The organism is Microcoleus sp. F10-B2, assembly GCF_036704965.1.
Taxonomy (GTDB): domain Bacteria; phylum Cyanobacteriota; class Cyanobacteriia; order Cyanobacteriales; family Microcoleaceae; genus Microcoleus.
The window spans coordinates 1-25,803 of the sequence record NZ_JAUBTB010000094.1; the positions used below are offsets into that span (position 1 = coordinate 1).

25 protein-coding genes are annotated in these 25,803 nt (G+C 46.0%); 11 read left to right on the plus strand and 14 right to left on the minus strand.

Going from position 1 to position 25,803, the window contains the following annotated elements:
* Positions 1-298: 298 nt before the first annotated feature.
* Together QUA99_RS26715 and QUA99_RS26720 are read right to left on the minus strand one after the other, a co-directional pair.
* Positions 299-1,147: a phosphatase domain-containing protein gene (locus QUA99_RS26715; protein ID WP_333242685.1), complete on the minus strand. Its 849-nt coding sequence runs from the start codon at positions 1,145-1,147 to the stop codon at positions 299-301.
* A 205-nt stretch (positions 1,148-1,352) separates the two neighbouring features.
* Complete coding sequence (locus QUA99_RS26720) at positions 1,353-2,438, minus strand: T4 RnlA family RNA ligase (protein WP_333242683.1); 1,086 nt, start codon at positions 2,436-2,438, stop codon at positions 1,353-1,355.
* Positions 2,439-2,628: 190 nt separating this feature from the next.
* On the opposite strand from QUA99_RS26720, the gene QUA99_RS26725 reads away from it, so the two are divergent.
* The 4 genes from QUA99_RS26725 (at position 2,629) to QUA99_RS26740 (ending at position 5,148) form a co-directional block, all read left to right on the plus strand.
* Entirely contained in the window at positions 2,629-3,189 is a 561-nt protein-coding gene (locus QUA99_RS26725; protein WP_333242680.1) for a hypothetical protein, read from the plus strand.
* Between the two features lie 145 nt (positions 3,190-3,334).
* Positions 3,335-4,339 carry a hypothetical protein gene (locus QUA99_RS26730; RefSeq protein ID WP_333242677.1) on the plus strand — a complete coding sequence of 335 codons (1,005 nt, stop codon included), beginning with the start codon at positions 3,335-3,337 and terminating at the stop codon, positions 4,337-4,339.
* A gap of 138 nt (positions 4,340-4,477) precedes the next feature.
* A complete protein-coding gene (locus QUA99_RS26735) occupies positions 4,478-4,714 on the plus strand; it encodes a type II toxin-antitoxin system prevent-host-death family antitoxin (protein ID WP_333242675.1) in 237 nt (78 codons plus the stop codon).
* Positions 4,711-5,148, plus strand: a complete 438-nt coding sequence (locus tag QUA99_RS26740) for a type II toxin-antitoxin system VapC family toxin (RefSeq protein WP_333242673.1) — start codon at positions 4,711-4,713, stop codon at positions 5,146-5,148. The genes QUA99_RS26735 and QUA99_RS26740 overlap by 4 nt, the downstream gene beginning before the upstream one ends.
* 34 nt (positions 5,149-5,182) lie before the next feature.
* Here QUA99_RS26740 and QUA99_RS26745 read toward each other — a convergent pair whose 3' ends face one another.
* Positions 5,183-5,638 (minus strand): type II toxin-antitoxin system antitoxin SocA domain-containing protein, encoded by a 456-nt coding sequence (locus QUA99_RS26745; RefSeq protein WP_333242670.1) that lies wholly within the window; start codon positions 5,636-5,638, stop codon positions 5,183-5,185.
* Between the two features lie 255 nt (positions 5,639-5,893).
* Here QUA99_RS26745 and QUA99_RS26750 point away from each other — a divergent pair, with 255 nt between their 5' ends.
* The 5 genes from QUA99_RS26750 to glgA all read left to right on the plus strand — a co-directional run bounded on the left by QUA99_RS26750 (position 5,894) and on the right by glgA (position 10,091).
* Positions 5,894-6,028, plus strand: coding sequence for a hypothetical protein (locus tag QUA99_RS26750; protein WP_333242667.1), 135 nt, complete (start codon positions 5,894-5,896; stop codon positions 6,026-6,028).
* A 48-nt stretch (positions 6,029-6,076) separates the two neighbouring features.
* Positions 6,077-7,048, plus strand: coding sequence for a hydroxymethylbilane synthase (hemC, locus tag QUA99_RS26755; protein WP_333242664.1), 972 nt, complete (start codon positions 6,077-6,079; stop codon positions 7,046-7,048).
* Positions 7,049-7,405: 357 nt separating this feature from the next.
* Positions 7,406-8,233, plus strand: coding sequence for a S1C family serine protease (locus QUA99_RS26760; RefSeq protein WP_333242661.1), 828 nt, complete (start codon positions 7,406-7,408; stop codon positions 8,231-8,233).
* A 218-nt stretch (positions 8,234-8,451) separates the two neighbouring features.
* Positions 8,452-8,622: a hypothetical protein gene (locus tag QUA99_RS26765; RefSeq protein ID WP_333242657.1), complete on the plus strand. Its 171-nt coding sequence runs from the start codon at positions 8,452-8,454 to the stop codon at positions 8,620-8,622.
* Positions 8,623-8,663: 41 nt separating this feature from the next.
* Positions 8,664-10,091 (plus strand): glycogen synthase GlgA, encoded by a 1,428-nt coding sequence (glgA, locus tag QUA99_RS26770; RefSeq protein ID WP_333242654.1) that lies wholly within the window; start codon positions 8,664-8,666, stop codon positions 10,089-10,091.
* 301 nt (positions 10,092-10,392) lie between these two features.
* Here the strand turns inward: glgA and QUA99_RS26775 are convergent, their stop codons facing one another.
* The 3 genes from QUA99_RS26775 to QUA99_RS26785 form a co-directional block, all read right to left on the minus strand.
* A complete protein-coding gene (locus QUA99_RS26775) occupies positions 10,393-10,821 on the minus strand; it encodes a DUF1824 family protein (RefSeq protein WP_333242651.1) in 429 nt (142 codons plus the stop codon).
* Between the two features lie 219 nt (positions 10,822-11,040).
* Entirely contained in the window at positions 11,041-11,754 is a 714-nt protein-coding gene (gene rnc / locus QUA99_RS26780) for a ribonuclease III (RefSeq protein WP_333242648.1), read from the minus strand.
* A 326-nt stretch (positions 11,755-12,080) separates the two neighbouring features.
* Positions 12,081-12,632, minus strand: coding sequence for an NYN domain-containing protein (locus tag QUA99_RS26785; protein ID WP_333242646.1), 552 nt, complete (start codon positions 12,630-12,632; stop codon positions 12,081-12,083).
* 693 nt (positions 12,633-13,325) lie between these two features.
* On the opposite strand from QUA99_RS26785, the gene QUA99_RS26790 reads away from it, so the two are divergent.
* The gene (locus QUA99_RS26790; RefSeq protein WP_015176459.1) at positions 13,326-13,469 is read left to right on the plus strand and encodes a chlorophyll a/b-binding protein; all 144 of its coding nucleotides are present in this window, start codon (positions 13,326-13,328) and stop codon (positions 13,467-13,469) included.
* A gap of 191 nt (positions 13,470-13,660) precedes the next feature.
* Here the strand turns inward: QUA99_RS26790 and QUA99_RS26795 are convergent, their stop codons facing one another.
* From QUA99_RS26795 to QUA99_RS26825, 7 genes are all read right to left on the minus strand, one after another.
* Positions 13,661-13,783, minus strand: coding sequence for a hypothetical protein (locus QUA99_RS26795; protein WP_333242643.1), 123 nt, complete (start codon positions 13,781-13,783; stop codon positions 13,661-13,663).
* 196 nt (positions 13,784-13,979) lie between these two features.
* Positions 13,980-14,198 (minus strand): hypothetical protein, encoded by a 219-nt coding sequence (locus QUA99_RS26800; RefSeq protein ID WP_333242641.1) that lies wholly within the window; start codon positions 14,196-14,198, stop codon positions 13,980-13,982.
* A gap of 468 nt (positions 14,199-14,666) precedes the next feature.
* Positions 14,667-15,059: a response regulator gene (locus QUA99_RS26805; protein ID WP_333242638.1), complete on the minus strand. Its 393-nt coding sequence runs from the start codon at positions 15,057-15,059 to the stop codon at positions 14,667-14,669.
* Between the two features lie 382 nt (positions 15,060-15,441).
* On the minus strand, positions 15,442-18,009 hold the full coding sequence (locus tag QUA99_RS26810; RefSeq protein WP_333242635.1) for a PAS domain S-box protein: 2,568 nt from the start codon (positions 18,007-18,009) through the stop codon (positions 15,442-15,444).
* 381 nt (positions 18,010-18,390) lie between these two features.
* A complete protein-coding gene (locus QUA99_RS26815) occupies positions 18,391-20,637 on the minus strand; it encodes a glycoside hydrolase (protein WP_333242631.1) in 2,247 nt (748 codons plus the stop codon).
* Positions 20,638-20,832: 195 nt separating this feature from the next.
* Positions 20,833-21,069 (minus strand): NifU family protein, encoded by a 237-nt coding sequence (locus QUA99_RS26820; RefSeq protein ID WP_333242629.1) that lies wholly within the window; start codon positions 21,067-21,069, stop codon positions 20,833-20,835.
* A 279-nt stretch (positions 21,070-21,348) separates the two neighbouring features.
* Complete coding sequence (locus QUA99_RS26825) at positions 21,349-21,999, minus strand: DUF3386 domain-containing protein (protein ID WP_333242627.1); 651 nt, start codon at positions 21,997-21,999, stop codon at positions 21,349-21,351.
* Positions 22,000-22,314: 315 nt separating this feature from the next.
* Here QUA99_RS26825 and QUA99_RS26830 point away from each other — a divergent pair, with 315 nt between their 5' ends.
* Positions 22,315-23,853 (plus strand): PAS domain S-box protein, encoded by a 1,539-nt coding sequence (locus QUA99_RS26830; protein ID WP_333242625.1) that lies wholly within the window; start codon positions 22,315-22,317, stop codon positions 23,851-23,853.
* 503 nt (positions 23,854-24,356) lie between these two features.
* On the opposite strand, the gene QUA99_RS26835 is transcribed toward QUA99_RS26830, so the two are convergent.
* Positions 24,357-25,166: a GAF domain-containing protein gene (locus QUA99_RS26835; protein WP_333242622.1), complete on the minus strand. Its 810-nt coding sequence runs from the start codon at positions 25,164-25,166 to the stop codon at positions 24,357-24,359.
* Between the last annotated feature and the right edge of the window lie 637 nt (positions 25,167-25,803).

Below are 25,803 nucleotides of genomic sequence, written 5' to 3' on the forward strand. Positions count from 1 at the left end.
CGAGGCTCTACCATAATACAGACTTAAGTTCTGGGGTTTGCTGTAGATTATACTATAGCGAGAGTGACAAAAGAGGGATAATCTCAAATCTGTTAACATCGGAATTATTCCTATCTTTCTTCTCTTAATCTGCGTGAATCGGCGTGAATCCCTTGTCATCTGCGGTTGACATTCTCTTTTTTTTACCGCAGATGATGGCAGATCAACACAGATTAACGCAGATTAATTAGATCGATTCCGGCTTACTTTGAGTGTAGCATTAAGAGTTGGGAGATCGCCCGCGCAAACAAACCATGCCTTAAAAATCCCCTTCATCTACTTGAAATACAGTCATTCCCAACGACCGCCACATATCAACAACTTGCTGGCGATCGTCCAACACAAACTTAACATTATATTTCCCTGCAATATGTCGCCGATAGAACTCCTCTTTAATAATCGCATCCTTCCTCATATCTCCGGTTTTCCGCATATAAAGAGCGGCATAATTAACCTCATACTGCTGCAACCATTTTTCAGTTTGAGGCTGACAGTCATCTGTTCGACCCGACACTACAATAATATTAACGCTGGACTGCCACTTGCGAACGGTATCTAAGACCGGCTGATTGGGCAAATCGCGATCGCACGTAGAAGCATCAAAAGGATTTCTGCCATTGAGAAGTGCCAGCGTACCGTCCATATCGACAATAATTGCATCCGGCAAATCCGGGTTATATTCCGGCGGCGGAACGGGAACCCGCACGTACTTATTGTACATCTTCACGATCACATCTTTGCCCACCGAATTAAGCCTTTTCAAATCCCGTTTAATACATTCCTCAACCGGAACTTGCAGGAAAGAATCATTAACTTCCACAACAGCTTTACCTTTAACCAACTCCTTGATATGCTCGATGTGAGGCCCAAAATTAGTATCATCAACAATGACGTGCTTGCCGCTTTCCAAAGCCATCAAAATAATCGTATCTCTCAACTGCACAATAAACTTTTCATTTGCAGGCGACCAATGAGAAGCGTGAGCCATTTCTCTGAGCAAATCTTTATTGCTACGCACCCACTTTGCAGGTTCCGACAGCAGCAATTCCCTAGCAAATTGAGATTTTCCCGAAGCAGGTAAACCGACAAGTACAATAACTCTTTTCATAGTAATTGGTAATTGGTAATTGGGCATTGGCCAAACAGGGCATTGTTTAAATACTTACCTCTTCATTCCATCCGTTACATCCGTTACATCCGTTACATCCGTTACATAATCCGTTGCCGAACTTCCCTCTTCCTTCAACATCTGCCTCACCCTCGATCATTAATCCGTGTATCCGTGTCAAAATCCGTGTCGTGCCTTCCTTCTTCTACAAACCTAAATGGATGTAATCTAAACCCAAGAGTTCCTCTATTTTATGGATCGTAACATCACGGAGAGCTTCTTTCACTCCCGCAACTCTTCGGGCCCGCAAAGAAAACAAAATGCCGGAATACGGCAAATGTTTCACAGCTAAGGCAAAATCTTTCTGAACTTCGATATGTTCATGCTGTCGGTAAGCTTCCTCGATTTCTTCAACCAAAGATTGATATTTGTCCTTAACTTTTTGATACAACTCACTCCACTCAGGAAAATAAGCTAAAAACTCTTCTCCTTCATTAGTTAAAACAATTTCTATCAGGCGCCGGGTGGAAAACCCTTCGCGGAGATGGGAAATTGCGACATATTGCGGAGACTTAACTTTAACTCGGTTGAAGTTAGCGTCGCAGATAATATACCCTTCCGAATCCATCGGATCTAAATGTTGAGCAGCTTCGATAACTTCTTTCCAGCTAGTTAAAGGATAGGATGCTACCAATTCCCAGCCGTATTTATTTGCCCAAATACTCGGGTCGGTTTCTAGCAGCGTTTGAGTGTTGCGAACCCCGTGCAGCACGATTTGATTGTTTTGTTGCTGGACAACTATTCTATTGTAAGGCGTCATCAACTCAAAGATAAAACACTGGTCGGTTTCTTGTGGCAATTGATATCCCAATTCTTGCCATACTTTCCAAAAAAGTTCGGCAAAGCTGAACCCAAAACCGTTAACTTCGCCGGCGGCGTCGGGAGTGCCACTAGATTGCACTCTCCATTCTCCCTTGTAAAAATACAGTACAGTCAGAGAACCGTCTAGTTTTTCGTAAACTTTGGCATTTGTCCAATCAATTGCAGCGGCGTGAATTTCTCCGTAATTAAAAAATTTGTCGTAGGGATAAGAAACTATCTGCCAATCTTGAGATGAATCTACAATAATGCCTCGGCACTGCTGGACTATTTTTTCGCCCAGGGGAGATTCTATCTGCGAGTATTTCAGACAGACTAGATCGGGATATTGGCGGTGGCGGGTAACTTTGATATGATAAGTTTCGGACAAGGTTTCTAATCCGTGCTGGCGCAAATACTCTTGCAGTTCCACAATCGACTCCTAAATTGATCGCCTTCTCTCTATTATAGATGAATTTATATTTTAGCAACATTGTCAAGATAGTATAAAAAATATTTTCCCGGAAAAGCGAGTGTTAATTTTGTATTTTGAATTATGGTTGTACATAGGTGAATGCAGTTCGCCGCCCAACTAAACTCTTGGAATATTAAGGGAAAAGACCGTGAAGAAGAATTTATTACTTTTGGCTGCTTCGGCTGGTGTATTGACTGCTTTAGTACCTCTCTCCGTTGTTTTTGGATCTTCGCAATTGTCGCAGCGACAATCGGGAACAACACAAATTGCTCAAGGAGGTACGGCGGTTCCGGTAAGTGAAATTTTGCCAAAGTTAAAAGGCAAAACGCAAGTGCCTATTTTTATTCCCAGCAGGATTCCGGTTTCCCAAAAAATGTACTATCCAACTACAGCACAAGCAAACAGCTATGCTATTTCAATCGACTATACAGCAGATTGCGGCGGTACGACTGTTTGCACTTTTGGGTCAATTCAAGGTCAAAAAGGCGGGGAGTTTACTACAAAACTAGAAGGGGTAACTAAGACGTTAAAAAATGTCAAACTTGCGGGCGGTGTGAAAGGAGTTTTTCATAACGGTTGTGGGGCTTACTGCACAGCAACTCTTCAGTGGAAAACTCAGGGTTTTATGTATACCGTCGCCATTAAGAACGGACGAGAATCTGATTTAATTTTAATAGTAAATTCTGCTATTCAAGCTGGGAAGCGTTAAGTTTGGCAGTCGGGGACGCACAACTTCTAGATGTAGGGTGCGTAAGGACGCACCTTACCGTTATTGTATGATATATCTTAACTCGCACTCGCCCCTTACAAGATGCTATATTTTTTTGCGCTTACCTACTTCGGGGGAAATCAGGATGAGGAGAAGATGGCTATTTGCGGCGATTTTTGCTTGTGTGGTGACTGCTTTTGCCATCGCACCTTTGACACCAAACTCAGCGTTAGCAAGGACTGAACTCCCGATTACAGAAATCCGCTGGTTTAATTATTCCCCTGAAGATAGCTGGCAACCGATACAATTTATTGTACCCGATCGCAATACTGCAAAATCTGCAGGCAGCCGCAAGTTGCGGTTGTACGATGTTCATATTGCCAAGATGTTTGAGATTTCTGATTTTCTGTGCGATCGCGATCGTGCTTCTGAGGGTTACAATTGGTCTTATCAAGCGGAAAATGGCAATATTGAGATGGGACGCTTCAAAATTAGCTGCAATCTCGCCCGTTCCACAGCCACAGCTTACGGGTTAGGGAAACCAGAAATTACAGTGATTCGCCGCAGCTTCAACCTGAAAAACGGTCGCCCTTCTTTTGCGCTAGAAAAATACTCGATTCCCACTTTTAACATTGCTAAAAATAGAGTTGTGCAGTGGAGTAATTTTGTGCAAAAGTTTCCCCCAACCCCCGATAATTCAGGTGAAAACCAAGCTAACAGTCGTTTTCCTGCAAGTAACATTTCTAGACAAATCAAAGGCAAAACGCGAGTGCCAGTTTTTCTTCCGAGTATACTTCCTTTACCTAACACTCAGCAAGTTGATTTTGATGTGCAAGCAGGTTCCCACGGTTACATTGTGGGAATGTATTTAGGCAAAGGATGCCGCATCGGAGCCTGTTATTTCGGCACAATCGAAGCTAAAAGAAATGAACCGTTTTCGCCTCCTTCGCAATTGCCGCAGGATACTTACAGAAGCGTTGAATTGGCCGGCGGCATCAGGGGGATTTATTTCAATAATTGCGGTGCTTACTGCACTGCTTTTGTTGAGTGGCAAAGGCTGGGGGTGCTGTACCGAGTCACAAGGAAAAACGCACGGCAGCAAGAAGTTGTCCAGATAGCAAATTCTGCACTTCAAGCAGGGCAACGTTAAATTTTACTGGGAAATGGAAAAGGTACGCGCCAGCGAAGCTATCTTCCCGCAGGAGTTCCCGAAGGGTAGGGAATCGACTTTTTTCGCATTCAATATCCCGTTGCTGTAGACTTAAAAAGTACCTAAAAAACTAATAAGATGCCTGCGATTAGTGTTGAAGAAGCCAAGCAGAATCTGCAAGCTATCTTGGAAAAGGTGGCGAAAGGAGAAGAAGTGACAATCGTACAGGAGGGCAAAGTAGTAGCTCGCGTAGTCCCGCCGCTCACAAAGGAGCAGCGGTTAGCTGAACTCAAAACACTCCGAGACTCTATCCAAGTAAAGGGTGAACCGCTGAGTGCAACAGTCATTAGGCTGCGACAGGAGGAACGCTATTGATTTACTTGGATACTAGCGTTATTGCTCCCAATTACTGGCCAGAACGTCTCAGCGAAGCATCTCAGCATTTACTGAGGACAGAAACTGAACGAGGATTGAGTCAGCTAGTTGAAGTGGAAATTTTTTCCGCACTGTCTCGCAGAGTGCGAATGAGAGAAATTTCTCAGTCCGAGGCAAGACAAATAGCAATTGAGTTTCAGGCAGACTTGGACAGGGGTTTTTATACTCGCATCCCCTTAGAGCCTATTCATTACAATTTAGCTCGCGATTGGATTAGCCGTTTTGAAGTACCGTTGCGTACCTTAGATGCACTGCATTTAGCAGTAGCAAGTTCTAATCAGTTGCTTTTGGTGACTGGCGATGAAGCTTTGGCTCGCAGTGCTCGGACTTTAGGAATTGAAGTTCAGTTATTGATTGCCGTAGCTGAGGGCTAAAAGGTCTATCGCCCTTTTGTCAATGAAGCTGCACTTATGCCTCCACCAAAGGTGCATAGCAGGATTTCATATCCTCGCGGGAGATGATTTTAGTTGATGTTTCCGCAGGTTCTAATCCCTTGCGGGCGTTGAGCCAAGGTGTCTCTGATTGCGTCAATTCTGCAAGATGTTTAGCACTTAATTCTCCATAAGCATTCCAAACTTCTTCGAGAACCTCGATTTCATCTTCCTCGAATTCTTCTTCAAAATTATCGGGAGCCGGAATATCGCTATATTTGTAAGCTTTGTACTCATGCCAAACATCGCGGACAATGGGACCGGAAACCCAAGCTTCAATCTCTTGAAAAAATAGCGGCTGGTTTCTAAATACTAAACTCCAAGCTTGCGCGTAATATACGAGCTTTTGCAGTTTGAGAGGAGAAATGGTATCGCCTGCTTCTCGATCGACACGACATAAAAAGTAACGAGCTACGTCAAGAGCACTTTTCATAGTTTTAGGATTTTAGTAATTTGACAAATTCACTTTTGATGCTAAGCTATTTGGTGGCTTGAGAAGTACGATCGCAACTTCGATCGCCCTTTTCCCCTCGCCACTACATTTCTCTCCCCAACTCTCGCAACCTTTGAGCTAATTCTTTCTCGCTGCAGCTAAGCTAACTCCTCATGTCAACCAGGTTCATCCGGCTCGACGCTAGGTAAATCGTACATCGCCGGCAGCCTTTGCTTCGGAATGTCGATCGGCCCCATGCCAGCGACGCGCAATGCTGGATGGGAAACATCATCAAGACTCGCAGCAGCAGCCGGTCACAATCTGGTATTTCTATTTTATCGCCCGAATTATCCCAACCAGCAATTAAAGTCCCCACCTGCGGTACGCTAGATCAGGTGAATATATTGGCTGATTTCAAGCTATCCTCCGATCGATCTTATGTCCCCAACCACATCTGCCCCTTCCCGAACCGTTCGCATCGGTTCCCGCAAAAGCCAACTCGCTCTCGTGCAAACCCACTGGGTGCAAGAACAGCTACAGAAACACTTCCCGGAACACACTTTTGAAGTCCACACCATGTCCACCCAAGGGGACATAATTCTTGATGTCGCCCTCGCTAAAATTGGCGATAAAGGACTTTTCACCAAAGAATTAGAAACGGGAATGATTAACAATGAAACGGACTTTGCCGTTCATTCCCTCAAAGATTTGCCGACCAATTTGCCCGAAGGTTTAATTTTAGGATGCGTCACCGAACGGGAAAATCCCGCTGACGCCCTGGTAGTTCACTCCAAGCACAAAGACAAGCAACTCGACACCCTGCCTGAAGGTTCTGTAATCGGTACTTCTTCTTTGCGCCGGCTGGCTCAACTGCGACACCATTTCCCTCATTTTGAATTTAAAGATATTCGTGGCAATCTCAATACTAGACTCGCTAAATTAGATGAGGGCGGTTACGACGCGATTATTTTAGCAGTTGCCGGCCTCGAAAGATTGGGAATGGGCGATCGCATCCACCAAATTATCCCTGCTGAAATCTCCCTTCACGCCGTCGGACAAGGTGCTTTGGGTATCGAATGCCGCGCCGGAGACACAGAAATCATGGAAGTGATTAAAGCTCTAGAACACTCGGAAACCGCCCAAAGATGTTATGCCGAACGCGCATTTCTGCGGGAATTAGAAGGCGGCTGTCAAGTGCCGATAGGCGTCAATACCAAAATAGAAAACGGTCAATTAACCTTAACTGGAATGGTATCGAGTCTCGACGGCAAGCAATTCGTCAAAGATACTGTTTCCGGCGCCGCCGAGACTGCTGAAATGCTGGGAATTGACCTCGCTCACCGACTGCGCCAACAGGGTGCTAGTGCAATTTTGGAGGAAATATTTGTCGAAGTTCAACGTGGTTCCTAAAACCGCTCCGCATCTCTTTGTCAATGCTTTTAGATGCGATATATCGCCTTTTGTACAATAATAAAAATAACAGGCGTTTCGCGGCAAAACAGATAGAGTAGCAGTCTGATTGTAGATTTTTGATGGGATTTTAGGTAGGACTTGCGCGATAGATTTCAAAAATATCTGACTAATTTAGGACGCTCCGCACGGGTGTTAAGCAACCCGGTTTCTGATGTAAGTCTCGCTGTATAGCCCAAGATTTATGGTAAAAACCGGTTTTTTTTCGTAAGTCCTATAATTCTTAACATCCCCATCCACAATCTACAATCAAACATCCAAAATTAATCAGCAATTTATTTCAGGTAAAGGCCAAATATGAGCGCTAGAGAAACTCAATTAAAGCTGGAATTGAAAAAGGTTCAGCAACTCTATAGCAAAATGCAGGCAGACCAACAAGCTTTGCAGAAGCAATTGAAAGAGTTCAAAACTCAAGCAGGAAATTTTTCGGATGTAGTCGAGCAAGTCTTGCCGTCCGTAGTTTCAATTTACGTCATGGATTGGGATACAGAAGAGGAGATTTCTTCAGGGAGCGGCTTCTTTGTATCGCCGGACATAATTGTCACTAACTATCACGTTGTAGAAGATATTGCCGATGAAGATTACTTCTATGAAGAAGATGAAGTCGAACAGGTTTTAGTGGAAACTCACGACGGAAAATTGAGATTGGCAGAGGTGGTGTTTACTGGTAATGCAGAAGAAGATTTAGCATTGCTCTTAATTAGCGATTTTACCTTCGACCAGAACACAGGGGAACAAGTGGAATTTCCCCAAGAATATCCTCCCCTAGAGTTGTCTTTTGATGTGAAAGTGGGAGATAGAGTAATTGCGGTGGGCAATCCTTTGGGGCAGTTTGCTTCAACTGTAACTCAAGGTATTGTGAGTGCTATTCGAGAACCTGACGAGTATGAAGAAGGTGACGAAGAAGATGATAGTGCTGCTGAGGTAAAGGTGTTACAAACGGATGCGGCGATTAATCCGGGAAATTCCGGGGGGCCGCTGATTAATATGGCCGGTCAAGTGGTTGGGGTGAATACGTGGGGATGGGAAGATGCTGATAATATTAATTTGGCGATCGCCTCTGAAGCTTTGGATGATTTTCTAGCGGGATTTGAGGAGACTTTTGAGGACGATTCTCAGAATTAGCCGGGATTTGTCGGTAATATGTGATTCGAGCGTTGGCGAAGCTTGCAGAAGAGGATCGCTCTTTTTAGGAGAGGGGATGGAAAAGGCGATCGCTATTTCCTTAATTACATACTGATTGTTTTGCGTGCAGTTTTACTAATGCCTAAAGGTGAGCAGACTGCATACAATTTTTGATGTTTACCGTCCCTCAGAAAGTGACAGATAAATTTGATTAGATCGTGAAAATTCTCGCGAGAGGGGAGTCCGGGCGATCGCTCTTTTTTTCACCGCACAGCGACGCGGATGGAAAAAGGGCGATCGCATTCTTGAGTAAACTGCGATCGCTACAGCAACTCAGATTTATAGTTGTTTTTGAAAGGCGCGTTAATATTGTGCCGCTCGCCATTTAAACTTAATCTAGACTAACAATCTCAAGGAACACAAAAAAATAATGCGCATTTTATTTGTATCCGCCGAAGCAGCACCCCTCGCCAAAGTCGGCGGTATGGGCGATGTCGTCGGCGCTTTGCCTAAATTTCTGCGGCGCATGGGACACGATGTCCGCATCTTCATGCCCTACTACGGTTTTATCCCCGACAAAATGGACGTTCCCAAAAAACCTGTTTGGGATGGGTCTGCGATGTTCCAAAGCTTCTCTGTCTTTGAAAGTGTTTTGCCGGGAACCGATGTACCTTTATACTTATTGCAACATCCATCTTTCTTGCCGCGCCGCGTTTACGGCGGTTTAGATGAAGATTGGAGGTTCACTTTCTTTGCCAATGCTGCGGCTGAATTTGCCTGGAATCACTGGAAGCCCCAAATTATCCACTGTCACGACTGGCATACGGGGATGATACCTGTTTGGATGAGCCAAGACCCCGATATCAGCACGGTTTTTACTATTCACAATTTAGCTTATCAAGGGCCGTGGCGCTGGCGTTTGGAGCAGATGACTTGGTGTCCTTGGTATATGCAAGGTCACAATACAATGGCTGCCGCAGTACAGTTTGCCGATCGAGTAAATACAGTTTCGCCGACTTACGCCGAGCAAATCAAAACCCCAGCTTACGGGGAAACTTTGGAAGGTTTGCTTTCTTACATCGGCGGCAAAGTTTCGGGCATTTTGAACGGAATAGATACAGAATCTTACAACCCAGAAACTGACAAGTACCTTCATCAACAATTCAGTGTTGATACTATTGAAAAGCGCCCAGCTAACAAAATTGCCCTGCAAGAAGAAGTCGGTTTGGAAGTGAATAAAAATGCCTTTTTAATGGGCATGGTGACGCGGCTGGTAGAACAGAAAGGATTGGATTTGATAATTCAAATGCTCGATCGCTTCATGGCCTATACCGACGCTCAGTTTATTGTACTCGGAACGGGCGATCGCTACTACGAAACCCAACTTTGGCAAATGACAGCCCGCTATCCAGGCCGGATGTCCACCCAATTACTCTACAACGACGCCCTCTCCCGGCGCATTTACGCAGGCTGCGACACCTTCCTGATGCCCAGCCGTTTCGAGCCCTGCGGCATCAGTCAAATGCTAGCCCTCCGCTACGGGTGCGTACCAATGGTTCGCCGCACCGGCGGTTTAGTCGATACCGTTTCCCACCACAACCCGATCGACAATACTGGTACAGGTTACTGTTTCGATCGCTACGAACCCCTCGATTTGTTCACCTGCATGATCAGAACTTGGGAAGGTTTCCGCTACAAAGATAAGTGGAGAGAACTGCAACAGCGCGGCATGAGAGAAGATTTTAGCTGGGATATTTCGGCACGGAAATACGTCCACTTGTACAGCGATATTTTGGGACTGCCGCCCGAAGAAACTGCACCGGAACCAGAGGCAGAATTGATCGTTGGTAAGGGTTAATTTTAGTAAGGTGCGTCATACCAAATCCGGTAGCATCGGAATTAATATTACCCACAGCTTTCAACACGGCGCAGTGCAAGAGTGTCCCTACAATGAATCGCGGTAGGGAAACGGCACGGTGCCGTGTCCTCTATATCATAAGGAGTGCAACCGGAAACGATATCATTGGGTTTTTGATTCGACTGAATCGAGGGGCCATCGGCTGACGCACCCTACAGCTTAGTAAAGTGCATCAGTCAGTTTTTGATTCAATTTAATCTATCGACTGACTGCTGACTGCTGACTACTAACTACTGACAAATTAATCAACAAATAAATCGAGAGGTAAATGACCGTAAGTGCCACTAACTCCACCTTCTGAGGAAGATTGGCACGACACCAAAACGCCCCGGTAAGTTCCGATATAACCGTCAACATAATACGAACCCTTCAAAGTATTGAACTTAATATAAACCGAACCAGCAAAGGTCGAGACAGCATTGGGATCTAAAACAGCTTGATATCCTAAAGCTTTCAAATAAGCTTCTAAAGCTAAAAACCCCTCATCCGTCGAAGAAGCGCACACTCCCAACATTTGATAATCCGACAAACTTGCTACCAGCAAAATCGCTTGACGGAGGGCCTGTTTTTCCAGCGGCGATGCTACAGATTGCATATCCAGACAAGTGAAATCCTTGAGGATTTGCTGTGCTTCTTCAACAGTTAGGGTAGTCGGGTTTTGAGTAGACATGAATTGCTCTGATATTTCCCAAAATTACGATCGACAATCGGGCACTCATCAACGAATTTCTGTCATTGCAACCCTCGATCGACGGCGGTAACACTTACACAAGTCTTGATTATAGCCCATTGTGGACTCTGGCAATCAATTCGGGCGATCGTCTTCGATGGCTTAGCCAACGCCCGAATCGCACAAAAAAGCTAGTAGTTTTTACCGATGTTTTCAAGTTTAGATCTGTCCGCGTTTTTTCAGCTTTGCTAGGGCATCTTCTGCCGCATTTTTTTCAGCATCTTTTTTGCTTTTGCCTTTACCTTCTCCATAAAGTTTCTCTGCGACATAAACTTTCGCGAGAAATTCCGGCTTGTGGGGCGTTCCTCCTGCTTGGACTGTCACGTATTTGGGCGGAGTCGTGTCACCGTTGGATTGTACCCATTCTTGAAAGCGATTTTTCGAGTCTACAGTCGATCGAGTTTCGACCACATTTTCGGGAACAGAATCAAACATTTGCCACACAAACTGGCTCACTTTGTCCATATCTTGTGTATCGAGATAGTAAGCGCCAATAAATGCTTCAAAAGTGCTGCTGAGCAAATTTGGATTGGTAATCCCACCTTCTCGATAAGCTCCTTTTCCCAGCCGCATTTTTAAGTCTAAACCTATTTCAGTAGCAAATCTGGCTAATTGTTTTTCATCTACTAATGCAGAACGCCGACGAGTCAGTTGGTCTTCTCCCATTTCTGGATGACGCTGATAGAGATATTCGCCGCTGAGAAAAGTCAGCAAAGCATCACCGAGAAATTCTAAGCGTTCGTTGTCTTCTTCGCGGAATGTGGGGTTTTCGTTGACGTAGGAACGATGGGTTAGCGCTTGGCGCAGCAGTTTTTCATTTTTGAATTCGGGAATGGTAATTTTGAGTTCTTGTGTTGAATTAGTTAATGGCATAGAAGTTTTGTAATGGTTATTGTTTTTGGAGTTGGGTGTTATTATGTGGACATGAAAGAGCCGCAAATAGCGGTAGGTTTGGAGAATCTAGTTTATCAAATAAACTGGATTTTTGCTATCTGCGGCGAGGTAAATTTTAACAGATATTTGGCGGTTCTACTATTTGCCCGTTAGTCCGTCAGTCCGCCAGGGGTTAAAACCCCTGGCTCATAGCTAAAGTCCTCTTAAGAGGACTGAAGATTGTATTTTTTTAACTGTCTGTCAGTCGGTTTTAACCGACTTTAGCTATTAGACAGGGAATTCATTCCCTGGCGGGCTGTGTTGCTTCAAGCAGATAATTTATCTGCTTCTATTGATAAATCTTTTTGATTTTTAAGTTGGGGTTTCAATCCTGCACACAAACTAGACCATTCGTCTACATAATGAAACTTATCCTCACCAACGAGGTTAATCAGTTTTTGGCTTGCACTTTTACGCCGTGCAAAAACGATGACTGTTATACCCAAAGCCTTCAAAACGGTGATTAAACCTGCAAAGTCCCGATCTCCTAAGACTAGGATAATTATGTCCAGAGAAGGCTTCATTGCCACTCGTTTGATACAGTCAAACACCAATTGTTTATCTGCACTGTTTTTACCATCGGGGACATCAACGCCTTTAAAACCCTGCTTTTCTAGCCGAATATTGTGGGTAAGTTGATTTTTTTTCTGCGAATTGTAGTAACTTTTAGGCGGTTCTAAACGCCCTTTGGATTTGGCAAAAGCCAGCAGTAATTCAGCTTGATTTGGCTTTAAGTAGACGTTCTGAGAATCCAAAAACATGGCAACTCGCTGAGACTGGATTTTTTGTTGGCCTGTGGTTCGATGATTGTGCGTCATTTGATTATGTCCTACAAAGAGGTTGACTGGACAGCCTCGACATATCACGCATCTAGGATTAATGGAGTGTTGTCTGTGGATTTGCTCACAAATGAACATCGGGGCACAGGACAATTTGTTACCACAAAACACTGTAATTTTGTGGGATTTGATTAGCGTCTTAGCTACAGGGTTTACAGAACGGGAACGAGTTTAGTAGCAGCCCGTTGAAGGGAAATGGAACTCAATAATGTTTCGATTTTCTCAAGCTTCTATGAACTTGTTAAAACGACATTAGACGTACTTTCCGCTCAACGGGGTGCTAGAAACTTGCCCCAGTTCTATAAACCGTGTAGCTAAGACGACTCAATCAACATTCCTTGATTTTGAATGCGATATTTAGTGTTAGCTGTGCTTTTAGGCTAGCGTTCTAATTATTGGATGTCAAGTATTCACTCAAAATAATTTTCTTACCTCCTGACACATCTCACTACTGTTTTCGCCAATTTGATACCGATCGACCTGATACACTTTACCCGATCGCCCGTCCCCACATCAAAAACCCTCTCCCCTTCCCCCGCGAGCCCCTCTCCCTGCGGGCCCATCCCGCTGATCTCCGGCATTTCAACAGTAAATGTAAAAATATGTTGCAAAGTTTGTAATACTGTGTTAAGTTTAGTTACATAAGGTTGAAATTAAACGAGGTTTCTGGTCATGGAAAACAAAGACGCAAAAGTTGGCTTTACTGAGTTTGCTGAAACCTGGAACGGCCGTTTGGCAATGCTGGGCTTCGTTATCGGCCTAGCTACCGAATTCCTCACGGGTCAAGGCATTCTCTCTCAAATCGGTTTGATGTAATCAGCTCTTCTGCACAAAATAGCTGAAATTCAGGCGATCGACCCCATCACAATTGCAAAAGCCCCCCGCTAATAAGTCCTCTTCACTTCACACGGAAGGGGCTTTTGCATTTTTTATTAAAAAATCAAACAAATGGCACAATCAAAAATCTTTTCCGTCTCAATATTTATCGCGAGACTAACTCTAGCAAACTAAGCAATTCCTACCGAATCCAAAATCCTCAATTTAGGAGTCAAAGCAGGAAGCTTCACCAAACCGTCGCGTTTGTGAGTCCGCGCGCTGTTACCTAAAATCATTTCCGACAGATCCGGCATTTCCTGCCTGCAGTGCGAGCAGAACCAATAAACGCGATTGTGGCGAGCGTGGCGGAGCAATTGAGAGGAGCAACAAGGGCAACTATTCATGATATTTTAAACCTTTTTTGAAGATATGGAGCGATAACCCAATCATTAGAGAGATTCACGAATGCCTGCACATCTCAATTCCAGACACTAAAATAAAAAATCTCTTTCAGTCACAGCTTTGAGCGTCGCGCAAGTAGCACTTTTGGAGGCCCAACAGTAACACCACAATCAAAAGCTGAACGCTCCAAGGAGCCCAAGAGAAACCCCAGATAAAACAACCCAGCCCGGCCCAAGCCACAAGAACAAAAATATCTTGAGAGGTTTGCCAGTAAATCCAGACTGCCACCAGAGAAACTATTAGTAGCAAAATATAAGCTGAGGGCATAGTCGTCTTCTCCCAATGTGTCTGCAAACCGTCAGGAGCGATCCCTAACGATCTGCTTAAACTTAAAACTAAAACCTGAAGAACTTATGAAGATAAGCGACCTGTCACAAAAAGTAAAATACTCCTGCCAGTTTATATTTTGCCGAGCAATCATCAGGAATATTGAGTTCATTGTTGAGGTCGAATCCGCTTAAATGAGCGCACTACCAATAGGGAATTAAGCATCGCGTATTGGTATCAATTTCATATCAAATACTGACAGGGTTGAAACGCCTGCCTGCCGGAATCTGGTTTTTTAGTCTTAAGCTGACAGGACGAAAGGCACGGGGCCTAAGTCCTTACACTTATGCTGTGCGATCGACGTGATTCTATCTGAGGCACAATACCAAAGAAACCAAGTTGTTTTAACTCTCTTTGCCTGCAAGACTAATGCTTGAAAAGCTGCACAATTCAATGGGGGCGATCGATCTATTCTTGCTCCCAGCCCAAAGCTTCAGCGACCTGAGCCGCCAAAAACATCGGTTCAAAAGGCTTAGCAATCACGCTCACTACCCCCAAATCCGCGAACATCCGCCTGTCCCCAGCCAGAGCTTTAGCCGTCAATAAAATTACCGGAATGTGCTGCGTAGCATTATTAGCTTGTAACTGTAAAAAAGTAGTAGGCCCGTCTTGGTCGGGCATCATCACGTCCAACAGAATAGCATCAGGCTGTTCGGCAAGAGCCTTAGCAACACCCTCGCGACCAGAACTCGCGGTCAGGACTTCCCAGCCCCCCACCACCTCAAGACTGACTTGAGCCACTTCCCGAATATCTTCCGCATCGTCAATAACCAAGATGCGCTTGGTAGTCAAAATTAACATCTTTTTAGAAAAGAGAACTGATCGCAGACTAGAGGCGAAATGTGAATATTTTGTAAAACAAATTATCTTACCCGATCGGACTTTACAGTAAATTTTCAAAACTGTATAGCAGATGTTGAAAGCTATAGCGGCGAAGCTGACCGGGTAAAAAGAAGGAAGACAGCATTTGCAATCGACCGCAAGGGTTTCAACAATTAAGAACATCCTAACCGTCCGGCGCGGTTGGTGTAAAATCTCCACCCCAAAAAAAGCCGCTTTTCGACCTCAAATCGCGATTTTTGCCCGCAGTCCCCGAACGACATAAACGGCTGAGATTGTTTGTCGGTGATTCGATCCCAGAATCTCCACAAAATCAGTAACTTTGAGTACACCTAAGTAGAAATTAACTTTCACTTGCAAGCCCCTCCCTTAGAACTGGCAGACTTAAGAAAAAAGTGCTGCCCTCCCCCAAAACGCTCTCCACCCACATCCTGCCGCCGTGTTGCTGCACGATACTGCGACAAATAGCCAGCCCCAAACCAGTTCCTCCCTTCTGGCGAGAATCAGAAGCATCAACCTGTTGAAAGCGTTCAAAGACCATCTCCAGCTTGTCTGGCGGAATGCCCCGTCCTTGGTCTTTAACAGCTATCACGATGGACGAGCTCGATACTGGCAACTGCTGATTGGCGGCGACATTCTCAGGAGACAACAAAGACGGGGACGACACGGACTTTTGCCCTGCTTTTTCTACCAAATCCGGAGTGGGGGTCAACTCGGCGCTCACCCAAACCGTAGCCCCTGAGGGAGAAAATTTGATGGCATTGCTAAGCAAATTAGTCAAGGTCTGAATGAGCCGATCGGGAACAGCCCGCAATTGCGCTCCCACAGGCCTCACCGACAGAGTAACTCCCGCCTCCTGAGCCATTCCTTGCATCTCGTCTGCCGCCTGCAGCATCAGCTCAGCGACATTGCAAGTTTGTTTGATGGCAGTGCTGTAATTCGACTCCATCCGCTCTAAATCTAGGATGTCGTTGATCAAGCGCACCAAGCGGTCAGTGTTAGTGACAGCAATCTCCAGCATCCGCTTGGCTTTCTGCGGGTAAGCGTCAAGCAGGCCGCTGTTGAGGAGGCCCAGAGCACCGTGAATCGAGGTCATGGGCGTCCGCAGTTCGTGGCTGACAACAGAGATGAATTCATCTTTCATGCGCTCGACGGCAAGCCGATCGGTGATATCTTTAAAAGTCACCACAGCTCCAATAATTTCGCCTTGTTCTCGCATCGGAGCAACAACGTACTCAACCGGAAAACTGCTGCCGTCTCGCCGCCAAAAAATCTCATCGGTGACGCGCCGAGCCTCTCCGTCTTCCAAGGTCGCTAAAATTTGAGAACTTACCCGGTTCGGCAGCAGTTTGGCCGGGGCTGGCGGTGCGGCGCAGCCTGGGGCAATTTCAGCGCCTGAATTAATTTGTGTTGCAGGTGAGAGTTGCTCGATCGCCTTTGAGGATTCTTCCTGTGAACGGTGTAAGCTTTCATAGAGCGGTCGATCGATCAATTGCTTCGATTCGCAGCCGGCCATTCTCACCGCAGCAGGATTGACAAAAGTTACTTTTCCATATTTGTTCAACCCGCAAATTCCTTCTCCTGCGGAGAACAAAATCATTTCTGTTTGGTGGCGGAGTTGTTCAAAGGCTTTTTCGACTCGCTTGCTGTCGCTGATGTCGCGAGCGATGGTGGAAACGCCCGTTACCGCTCCAGTGGCGTCTTTAATCGGAGAAATCGTCAGGGACACATCTATCTGTTGACCGTCTTTGCGCAAGTGCACGGTTTCGTAATGGTCGATGCTGGCTCCAGCCCTAATATTTTCCAGAATTTGGGGCATTTCCTTGGGGCGTTCGGGTATTGCTAAAATCTCGATCGACTGCCCCTTGATTTCCGCCGCGCAGTAGCCGTAAATTTTCTGTGCTCCTGTGTTCCAGCTCTGAATTGTCCCGGCGAGGGTTTTGCTGATTATACCGTCGTCGGAAGACTCGACAATCGACGCTAAGCGCACGAGTTCGTCTCTAGCTTGCTTGTATTCCGTGATGTCGCGGCCCAAAATCACGATACTTTTGCGTCTGCCGTCGGGGTGAAATACGGGTACTTTAATCACGTCGTAGATTTTCACAGTACCGTTTGAGCGGGGAATCACTTCTTCTCCCCTAGAAAGCTCACCTTTTTCCCACGCTTCTCTATCGCTCACCTCGCACGCCTGTAGGGCCTCCCGGTAAAAACTGCTGAGTTCTCCTAGCTGAAAATCTTTAAGGCCGCGGTAGTCTATTTGTTCTAGCTCGAACACTTCCAATATCGCTTGATTTGCCTCCTGCCACCTGCCTTCGCCATCTTTGAAGCAGACAATATCTGGCATGGCATTCATCAGCAAGTCGAGATAGGAGTTTTCTCGCCGTGCAGCTTCTACCTCCGCCCTCTTGGCTATTTCCCGTTGCAAGTTTTCGTTTGCCGTTTCCAGCGAGTCGATTAACAAACTTTCTGTAAAAGTGCGTTCTTTAATTAATTCCTGAAGTCTGTGGAGTTCTAGCGACAGTCGCCTGCGGGCCAACAAATTCTCTACCCGCAAGTGCAGTTGGGCGGGTTCGGCGGGACTTATTATCAAATCGTCTATTGTGCGTTCGAGTTGTTTGGCCGGCAGTGAAAATGGCCGATCGAAAAGAGCAGGCGTTTGCGATTGGCTAAGGAGCAAGAACGGTAAAAATATCGGCTCGTCAGCAGCTTTTAATCCTTCTACCAGCGGCCCGATGCGATCGAAAGAGGCCTCGTCGAGAATGCACAAGTCAAAAGCGATTTGGGGAAAGGGAAATTCCGAGTTGGGATCTAAAGCGCGATCGAGTACGATCACCTCATGCTCCGTTTTGAGGTGTGCGATCGGAAAATTAGGTTGTTGGTGGCGATCGACCAATAGTAAAATGCGGCTCATTAGTTTGTTAATTTCCCCATGACTAATGATATTATGTCCGGTAAATTAACCATTATACGGTTTATTGTGAGGACATTATTACTCTTTTTTATGATGACTAAAGCCCTCACTACAAACAAATTTTATAGCGCTACATCGACCGGACGCGATCGAAACTATCCAGGCATTAGGCGGCAAAAGTTGAAGCCCCTATTCCAAAAAAAGTGATAATTATTTAATTGTTTGTTCGTTCAAAAAATAACTGATGACTAATGACGGTTGACTGTTGACTAATTCAGCGGGCGGGGGCGGGTTTATATTTATTTGGGTTCGCAGTTCTATGAAAGCTGCTGAAACCCGCCCCTGCAGACAGATGACAGATGACTGATGAATAATGAATTTTTACGGCATTCCGATCGAAATCAAAGTATCTTCTGGCATATAGCTAGAGTAACGATCCCCTTCCGATAAAACCGCAATCAGTCGCAGCGACCAGTCGGGCATAATCTGCAAATCCGCCCAGGGCACTGCTACCTCCAAACATTTATCCAGTCCCACTTGGGCCCGGCCGATCCGGGGCTGCCACTCATCGCCCTCTCCTGCTTCCTGAAACCAAATCGATTTCGTCAGCAAATTAATCTCTAACTGATGGTGGAATCGATAGTTTAGCGGTGCTTCGTCAGGCAAACCCGACAGCGGAATCAGACTGTTGTGCATCGTGCGATCGGGATAAAACCAGAACAAATTTAACTGCTGCGGGCAATCAATTCCCGGCCGCACCCCTGCCTTGAAGTCGGCGCGAATGTAAAAATTCAAGTGGTCAACCCCGTACCAAAGCCGCTGAATTGCCGAACTCCGGTGCATCGTGCCCCTTGCTCCCCCAACTTCAATCCGGCCGGCTTTGTCCCAATCCTGTTCGTTGCCGATACCGTCAATCACCGGGTGAATAAAGCTCAGCGGCAGGTGGTCGCCTTGAACCTGGTGCACCTCTACTTGCCGCCTCACTTCCGGGGGTACGGGCTCGCCTAGAGCTTCGTAAATCGCCGCTACGTGTTCGCGGAATAGCTGGTCGAACATGGCATCTTGGTTCGACGTGTGGCCTTCGCCAAACCACCAGAACCAGTCGGAACCTTCGGCCGCATAAAGCGCTTCCCAAGCTTCTGGGTTGCTTTCTTCTGTGGCCTCTGGATGGTTTGCCAGCATTTGTCTGGCGGGCTCTAACAAGTCCCAAGCGCGATTTTTCGCGGGATCGCCGATCCAAGTTGTGAGGGAACCGTCCACCCAAGAACCGGTGTGCAGTTGGGCTGCGGGAATTGTTTCGGTTGCTGGGAATTTGTCGAGAAATTCCGAGACTGTGACTAATTTGATATCTGGATTGTCGCTGAGAGTTTGATAGAGAGATTCTAAGAACGGTTTGCCGTCTTGGGGATAGAATTCCCAGCAATTTTCGCCGTCTAGGGCGATCGTCACTAACCAGGGATTTTCTAAAGCTGTTTGACCCTCGGACTGTCGGTGTTTGAGAGTTCTGCCGATCGCTTCTAAGTGTCCCACTAAATCTGATGCTGCTTTTTTCGGTTCCATCGAACCGTAGGTAAACCCGATCAAGTCGGACAATCTGTGGTCTCTAAATACTATGGCTAAATCGCCGTCAGGAGTTTCTAAACGGTAAGGGCGATATAAGAATTCTGGTTCGTAGACATTCCCTGTCGCGTCGCGGTTGAAAAAGTGTTTAATTGTCCACCCCAATACTGCTTCGTCCGAGACTATCCATTTAAAGCCTTGTTTGGCAATGTATGGCAAAATTTCCGGGCTGACTGCTTGTTCCGACGGCCACAAACCGCGCGGTTGGCAATCAAATCGCTCTTGATACATTTCCCAGGCTTTTCTCAAGTGTCTGGGAATATCTTCTGCCCACTGAAACCTGTGTTGTGGCAGCGTCATGTTTGGAATGGCTATGCGGCCCCCGTTGGTGTCGGCAAGCAGCGGTAAAATCGGGTGCGTGTAGGGGGTTGTGGAGACTTCCAACTGTCCCTCAGCTTGCATTTTACGGTGCTGGGGAATGATGCGAGCGAGGATTTCTTTTTGTTTTGAGTAGATGTTTTTTCTGTCTGCCAAACTAAAATTTTGTCCTTGTTTCAGCCACCCTGCAATCTCGGGGTCGTCCCAAAACAGCGGGTCAATCCAAGCTAAATTGTGCCACGCCAGCAAGTCGCTAAAATCCTGCTCTTTCCAGTTTGCCAAACACCACTGAATGCCTTTTTCTTGCCGCTGAGTGTAGAGTTGAGCGTAGCGGGGATGCGGCTGAATCAGGGTGTGGTAATTGGCGTCAAAGAAGTGTTCTAAAATGAACTCTTGTTCTGGGAGGGTTAAAATTTCTGCTGACTTTAATGTCACCGTCAAGTAAGGGTCTAATGCTTTGTCTGCGATGCAGTCTTCTATCTGCAAAATCAAGGACGGAACCAGGTTTACAGTTTGATGAAGCTTGGGATATTTTGCCAGCATTAGCACTAAATCCAAGTAGTCTTTGACTCCGTGCAAGCGCACCCAAGGCAGTCGGTATTGAGCCTCTGTGGAGTTAGCTGATACTCTGGATTTGTACAGCGGTTGATGTTGGTGCCAAATGAAGGCTACATAAAGAGGGTGAGACATTGAATTTGGTAATTGATAATTGGTAATTGGTAATTTGTAATTTGTAATTGGTAATTGGTAATTGGTAATTGGTAATTGGTAACAGTCAACAGTCAACTGGTAATTGGTAACAGTCAACTGTCAACTGTTAAACGTCAACTGGTAACAGTCAACTGTCAACCGTCAACTGCCAACTGTCAACTGTCAACTGACTAATTACATTACCTGTTCGACTTCGCTCATTTCTGGGATGGCCTCGCGCAGGCGGCGTTCAATGCCCATTCTCAGGGTCATTGCGGAACTCGGGCAAGAGCCACAAGCTCCTTGCAGCTTCAGCTTTACGACTGCGCCGTCGATTTCTACGAGTTCGACGTTGCCGCCGTCGGACATCAGGTAGGGGCGCATTTCATCGAGAACTGCTTCGACGTTCTCTGTGGTTAGTGCTAGTGTCATATTTCGCCTCTGTGATGATTTATTGCAGTTGATGAAAGTTCGATTTGACTCAAGGGCAGCATTCTCAACCGCGCGGGATTTAAGCAACCGGGTTTCTTGACAAAAGACTTGGACACTCTGGTGAGCTGGCCGCAAGAAACCCGGTTTCTGTAAGGCTGATGCTCGATATGAGTTCTCTCTCTCGTTCGATCGTAGCGTTACTTGCTGCCAAATCAAGTTGATTCTGATAGGTTAACCAAAAAAACCCGTTTTATTTAAGAAATTGGGTTTTCGATCGCGCTACACTACTGCTGGTTCTAGCAGTTTGACGTTGGAGTAGTTGAACTCGGTTGTTGTCAGTTGACCTTTTTCTTTCGATCGAACTACTTGCTTGGTCATGACATAATACTCGCCTATCTTCTCAAAGGTATCTTCAAATTCGAGTTCTCTGATGATTTCGTCTGTTTGGGGGTTGCGGAAAACGGCATCATAGTGAGTCGCCAAAGAACCTTCGGGTGTTTCTAAGCTTTTGTGCGTGTCAATTACGAAAGCCATGCGGCCCATCACCCGGCTGACTTGACAAATTGAGAGACCTCGGATTTTATAGTTAGAACCCATTGAGTCGCCTTGCACCAAGATGTCCACAGCGTCGGTGCTGTCCTTCTCGCCGAGGGTGAAGCTATTTTTGCCGTGAGATTTTTCAAATGTCGAGCGTTTGCGGTGGGTGACAATATCGCGCATTTGGGTGTAGACGCTTTGCTGCACTTCCTCGTCTTCAATGCCGGTGACTTCCACGCTCATGTCGGGTTTGATGGAAACATGACCCGTATATACTTCGTCGCCCTGTTTGAGTTCAATATCGGCACTGTAACCGGGAAAATTGGCATCCCAGGTATAGCGGTGTTCGTAAGCAGCGCGAAACAAATCGCGAGCGTTGGCTTGCTCTGTCATAAATCCCTCTTTCTCTTGACACCAATCTAGTTTAGCTTAACCGCGAGAAGCCCCACATTCACTGCATAGGGGAGTTACCCGCACTCCTGGCGAACACTTTTTGGTGCTGCTGCTGGGCTGGTAATTAGGGCGCAACAAGAATTTACTTTAGGGATGGGTTGCTATAATCTGAAAATCAAGTGACAAAATGGCTGGTTATTGAGATCGCTCGCGATCGCCAGACACCAGTCTTAGTTAAGGGTTATCTTGAAAAAACTTGTGTCCGCTTGTTAGGGGTTGCACCTGTGGCAACTATCAGATTCCCCCATTAATAAAATGCTAGAAACAGTCTACAAACACTTAGAAACGTTGCAGAAACAAGCTAGCGAATTGCCACCGCCGCACCAGGCAATTTTAACAAAAACTCTGGAAAATTTATCAGTTGCTTTACAGGAAATGGCAGCCAGCCGTATGTTTGAAAGCGCGACAAATAAGGCAGCCAAGCTGGTTGAACTAGAAAAAAATAATCGCCTCTTGGAACGCACTGTCGCCCAGCAAGTAGGGCAAATCAGACAGCTACGGGAGCAGTTGGAAAAACAAATCAGCCAGCACCGCAGGGACAATCAAGCATTAACTAAAAGCGAAGCCAGACTGCAAGCTGTGCTGCGCAATTCTTCGGATCTAATTAGCATTCTCGGCTCCGACGGGCGAGTTCGATACCACAGCGGAGCTCTACAGCGAGTTTTGGGTTACAACCCAGAAGAAAGAGTTGGGAAGTTTCACGGCGAGTTAATCCATCCCGACGATTTGCTGGCTTGGCAGGCGTATTTTGGGAAGTTGTTAGAATATCCCGGAATTGCTAGACCGATCGAATATCGGAAACGCCACGCTGACGGTTCTTGGATCTACGTCGAGTCGATAGGTAACAGTTTGGTTGGCGATTCTAGCGTGCAGGGAATTATAATTAATTCGCGGGAAATAGGGGAACGCAAGCAAGCTGAAATCGCCGTCCGGGAGTCGGAACTGCACTACAGAGTTATGTCGCAAATTACTTCGGATTTTGCCTATTCTTTTAAGGGACTGCCAGACGGAAAGTTTGCCTGCGAGTGGGTGACAGAAGCTTTTGAGCGCTGCACCGGTTGCGTTCCTGAAGAATTGGAATCGTTTGGTTGGTGGAACTCCGAACTCGTTCATGCCGATGACAAGGAAATGTTAATTAAACAATTAGAAGGCTGTACTTTCAGCCGCACGGGAGCCAACGAGTACCGCATTATTAATCAAAAAGGCGAGGTGCGCTGGGTGCGGGACTGCTGGCAAGCGGTGTGGGACAAAACTGCTGAACGGGTTGTGCGTTTGTGGGGCGCTTGTCAGGAAATTACCGATCGCAAGCAAGTAGAATTGAAACTGCAACTCGTTAACGAAGTAATGATAGCGCAGATGGCATCGGCTCCGCTGGCCATTAACTGTACCGGCAATAACGGCAGTACCCTTGTCTGGAACCGCGCCGCCGAAAAACTTTTTGGCTGGACTGCAGCTGAGGTTTTAGGGCAACCTTTACCGAATATTCCTGAAGGTCAAAAGCAAGATTTTTACGGGCTGCTGAAGTCGGCGGGTAATGGCAAATGGCAAAACGGTTTGCAAGTATCTTTGTTGAAAAAAGACGGTAGCTCGATCGATGTTTGGCTTTGGACCGCACCCGTGCGAGATGCCGGCGGCGAGACTCTCGGCAGTATCAACATATTTGCTGACCTTTCAGAACGAAAGCGAATACAGGAGGAGTGCCAAAAATTAGCAGCGATGAAAGATATCGATGAACCTTTTTGGGCGCGCTATGTCAGCACTCCAAAAAATCCTAAAAAAAAGGGCGAGCGGTAATTCCATCAAGCAGAAGTTCAAAACATTAAAAGTCCGAAACTACAATCTTTTGCTGGGATATCATTTCCGGTAAAATAACCGTTATATGTTTGTCATTACAGATCCGTCCTCAGAGTTTTATCGGGACGAACCTCGTAATTACAAATTTATCTGATGCGTAGTTCCAGCGCGCATAATATGATAAATACACCCAGATGCTACGTTTAATAGTTAGGATCGTCAATTAAATAATTTCCCTTTTTTCTTGTGGGATGGGCGATCGTAGCCCGTCTATCGGGGACGGGCTACGAGAACCCATCCCACAAGAGTCATGAAAAGTGGATTTTATTTAATTTTCATCCCTTAGTATGCTGTGGTTTATAAAAGCCTAATTATCTAAAAATAATTGAGCGATCGGCAACCGAATTTATTAAGGTAATCTATAGATAAACTGTCAGATTTTCCACGCGGAAGACTTGTCTGCACGTTAAATATTTGACTTTGTGAATGCTCGGCTCGAATCTTTACTGGTTCCCAGATTTCTCCTGGTTTCTGAAAGCTGCTAACTCTCCGTGAGTCTGGCAAGCTTCACTTAACTCAATGTAATCTAAGATATTAGAAATTACCTTTGAAAGGTGGATAGCCGAACGGTGAGCTTCTTGGATAAAATCTCTCTCCTCGATCGGATCGTCAGCTTGATCGTCTATGGTTAGTTGTAGATAGCCGATGATGTGATTTAGGGGAGTGCGCAGCTCGTGGGACGCGCTCAACAAAAATTGCTTTTTGAGCTGGGATAGTCCTTGTACTCGCTGGCTGCGCTCTTGGTAGAGGGTGGCGAGGGCGATCGCGCTTCCTACTTGATCGGCAAGTTCTTGTGCGAATTCGATTTGGCGTTGAGTCCAAGGTCGATGGGTCTTACCCTTCCTCAACGATTTGCCCTCGCACCGATGCAAGCTAATTATGCCGTTAGGTTGCTCTTGATAAGCGGTAGCCAGCACTAGCAGCGACTGCCGCTCAAAAGGGTCATCGGCTGCAAAGGACTCTACTACCACCGGTTCGAGGGTGGCTAGAGCTTGAATGAAATGAGGTTCTGCTGTGAGCGAGATTTCCATTCCCAGCATGGGTAGAAAGGGTTCTTGGCAGTATTCAGCAGCTACTTTGACTTGCAGGCTAGAACTGTGATACGGACAAATGATGCAACGGCTGACGCCTAGTGTTTGTCCCAGACTATTAACTGTTTGCTGCCAAATGGTATCGATATCCAAGGTTCGACGAATCTTTCTGCCAATTTGCAGTAAAAGTTTTTGCGATTGAGCTGATATTTGCTGATTCATAGCAACCCTTTTTCTACTAGATTGGCAAAAGTTTACCACTGGGCCAACAGAGCAGGAATTTACTGAATTTGCCAGCGGCAGGCTGTCCGACTTAGAAATTACGTAATTATACTTAAATGTTGCCATATGCCGTCAAACATTACTAAGTAATTTCGATGTCTTTACAAGATCTTTATCATTCTCACATACAACTCAGAGCGTCCAGTTTTCTTAAAAATCCTTTACATTAGGCGATTAGGAAGCTGAATCAGCGGTATAAGTTGGCATTAAGTTCTTGTAAAGTTGGCGATTTGCAGGGCTTTACCCGAAGGTGTAAGCTCCTAGCGGACAGATCGAGAGAGCTGTTATCCCTAACCCTCGGATTCCCTGGATGCGAATTCAGGCCCGGGCCAGGAAGCGGCGGGGGCGATCGATCTGAGTCCAAAACACTCAAGGAGGGAGCTTGGCGGCGGATAAAGTAAAAATTGATACTGAGTGGGCGATCGAACGAAACAGAAGTCAAGGATACATGAATAGCTGTTTTTTTCTTCTTCCTTAGGATCGCGAATTAAATAATTTACCTGGGGGGGTGACAAAGAGGTTTAGGAGATAGACCGAATAAGGGTTGCAGCCCGTATACCCTGTTGATAAAAGCGAC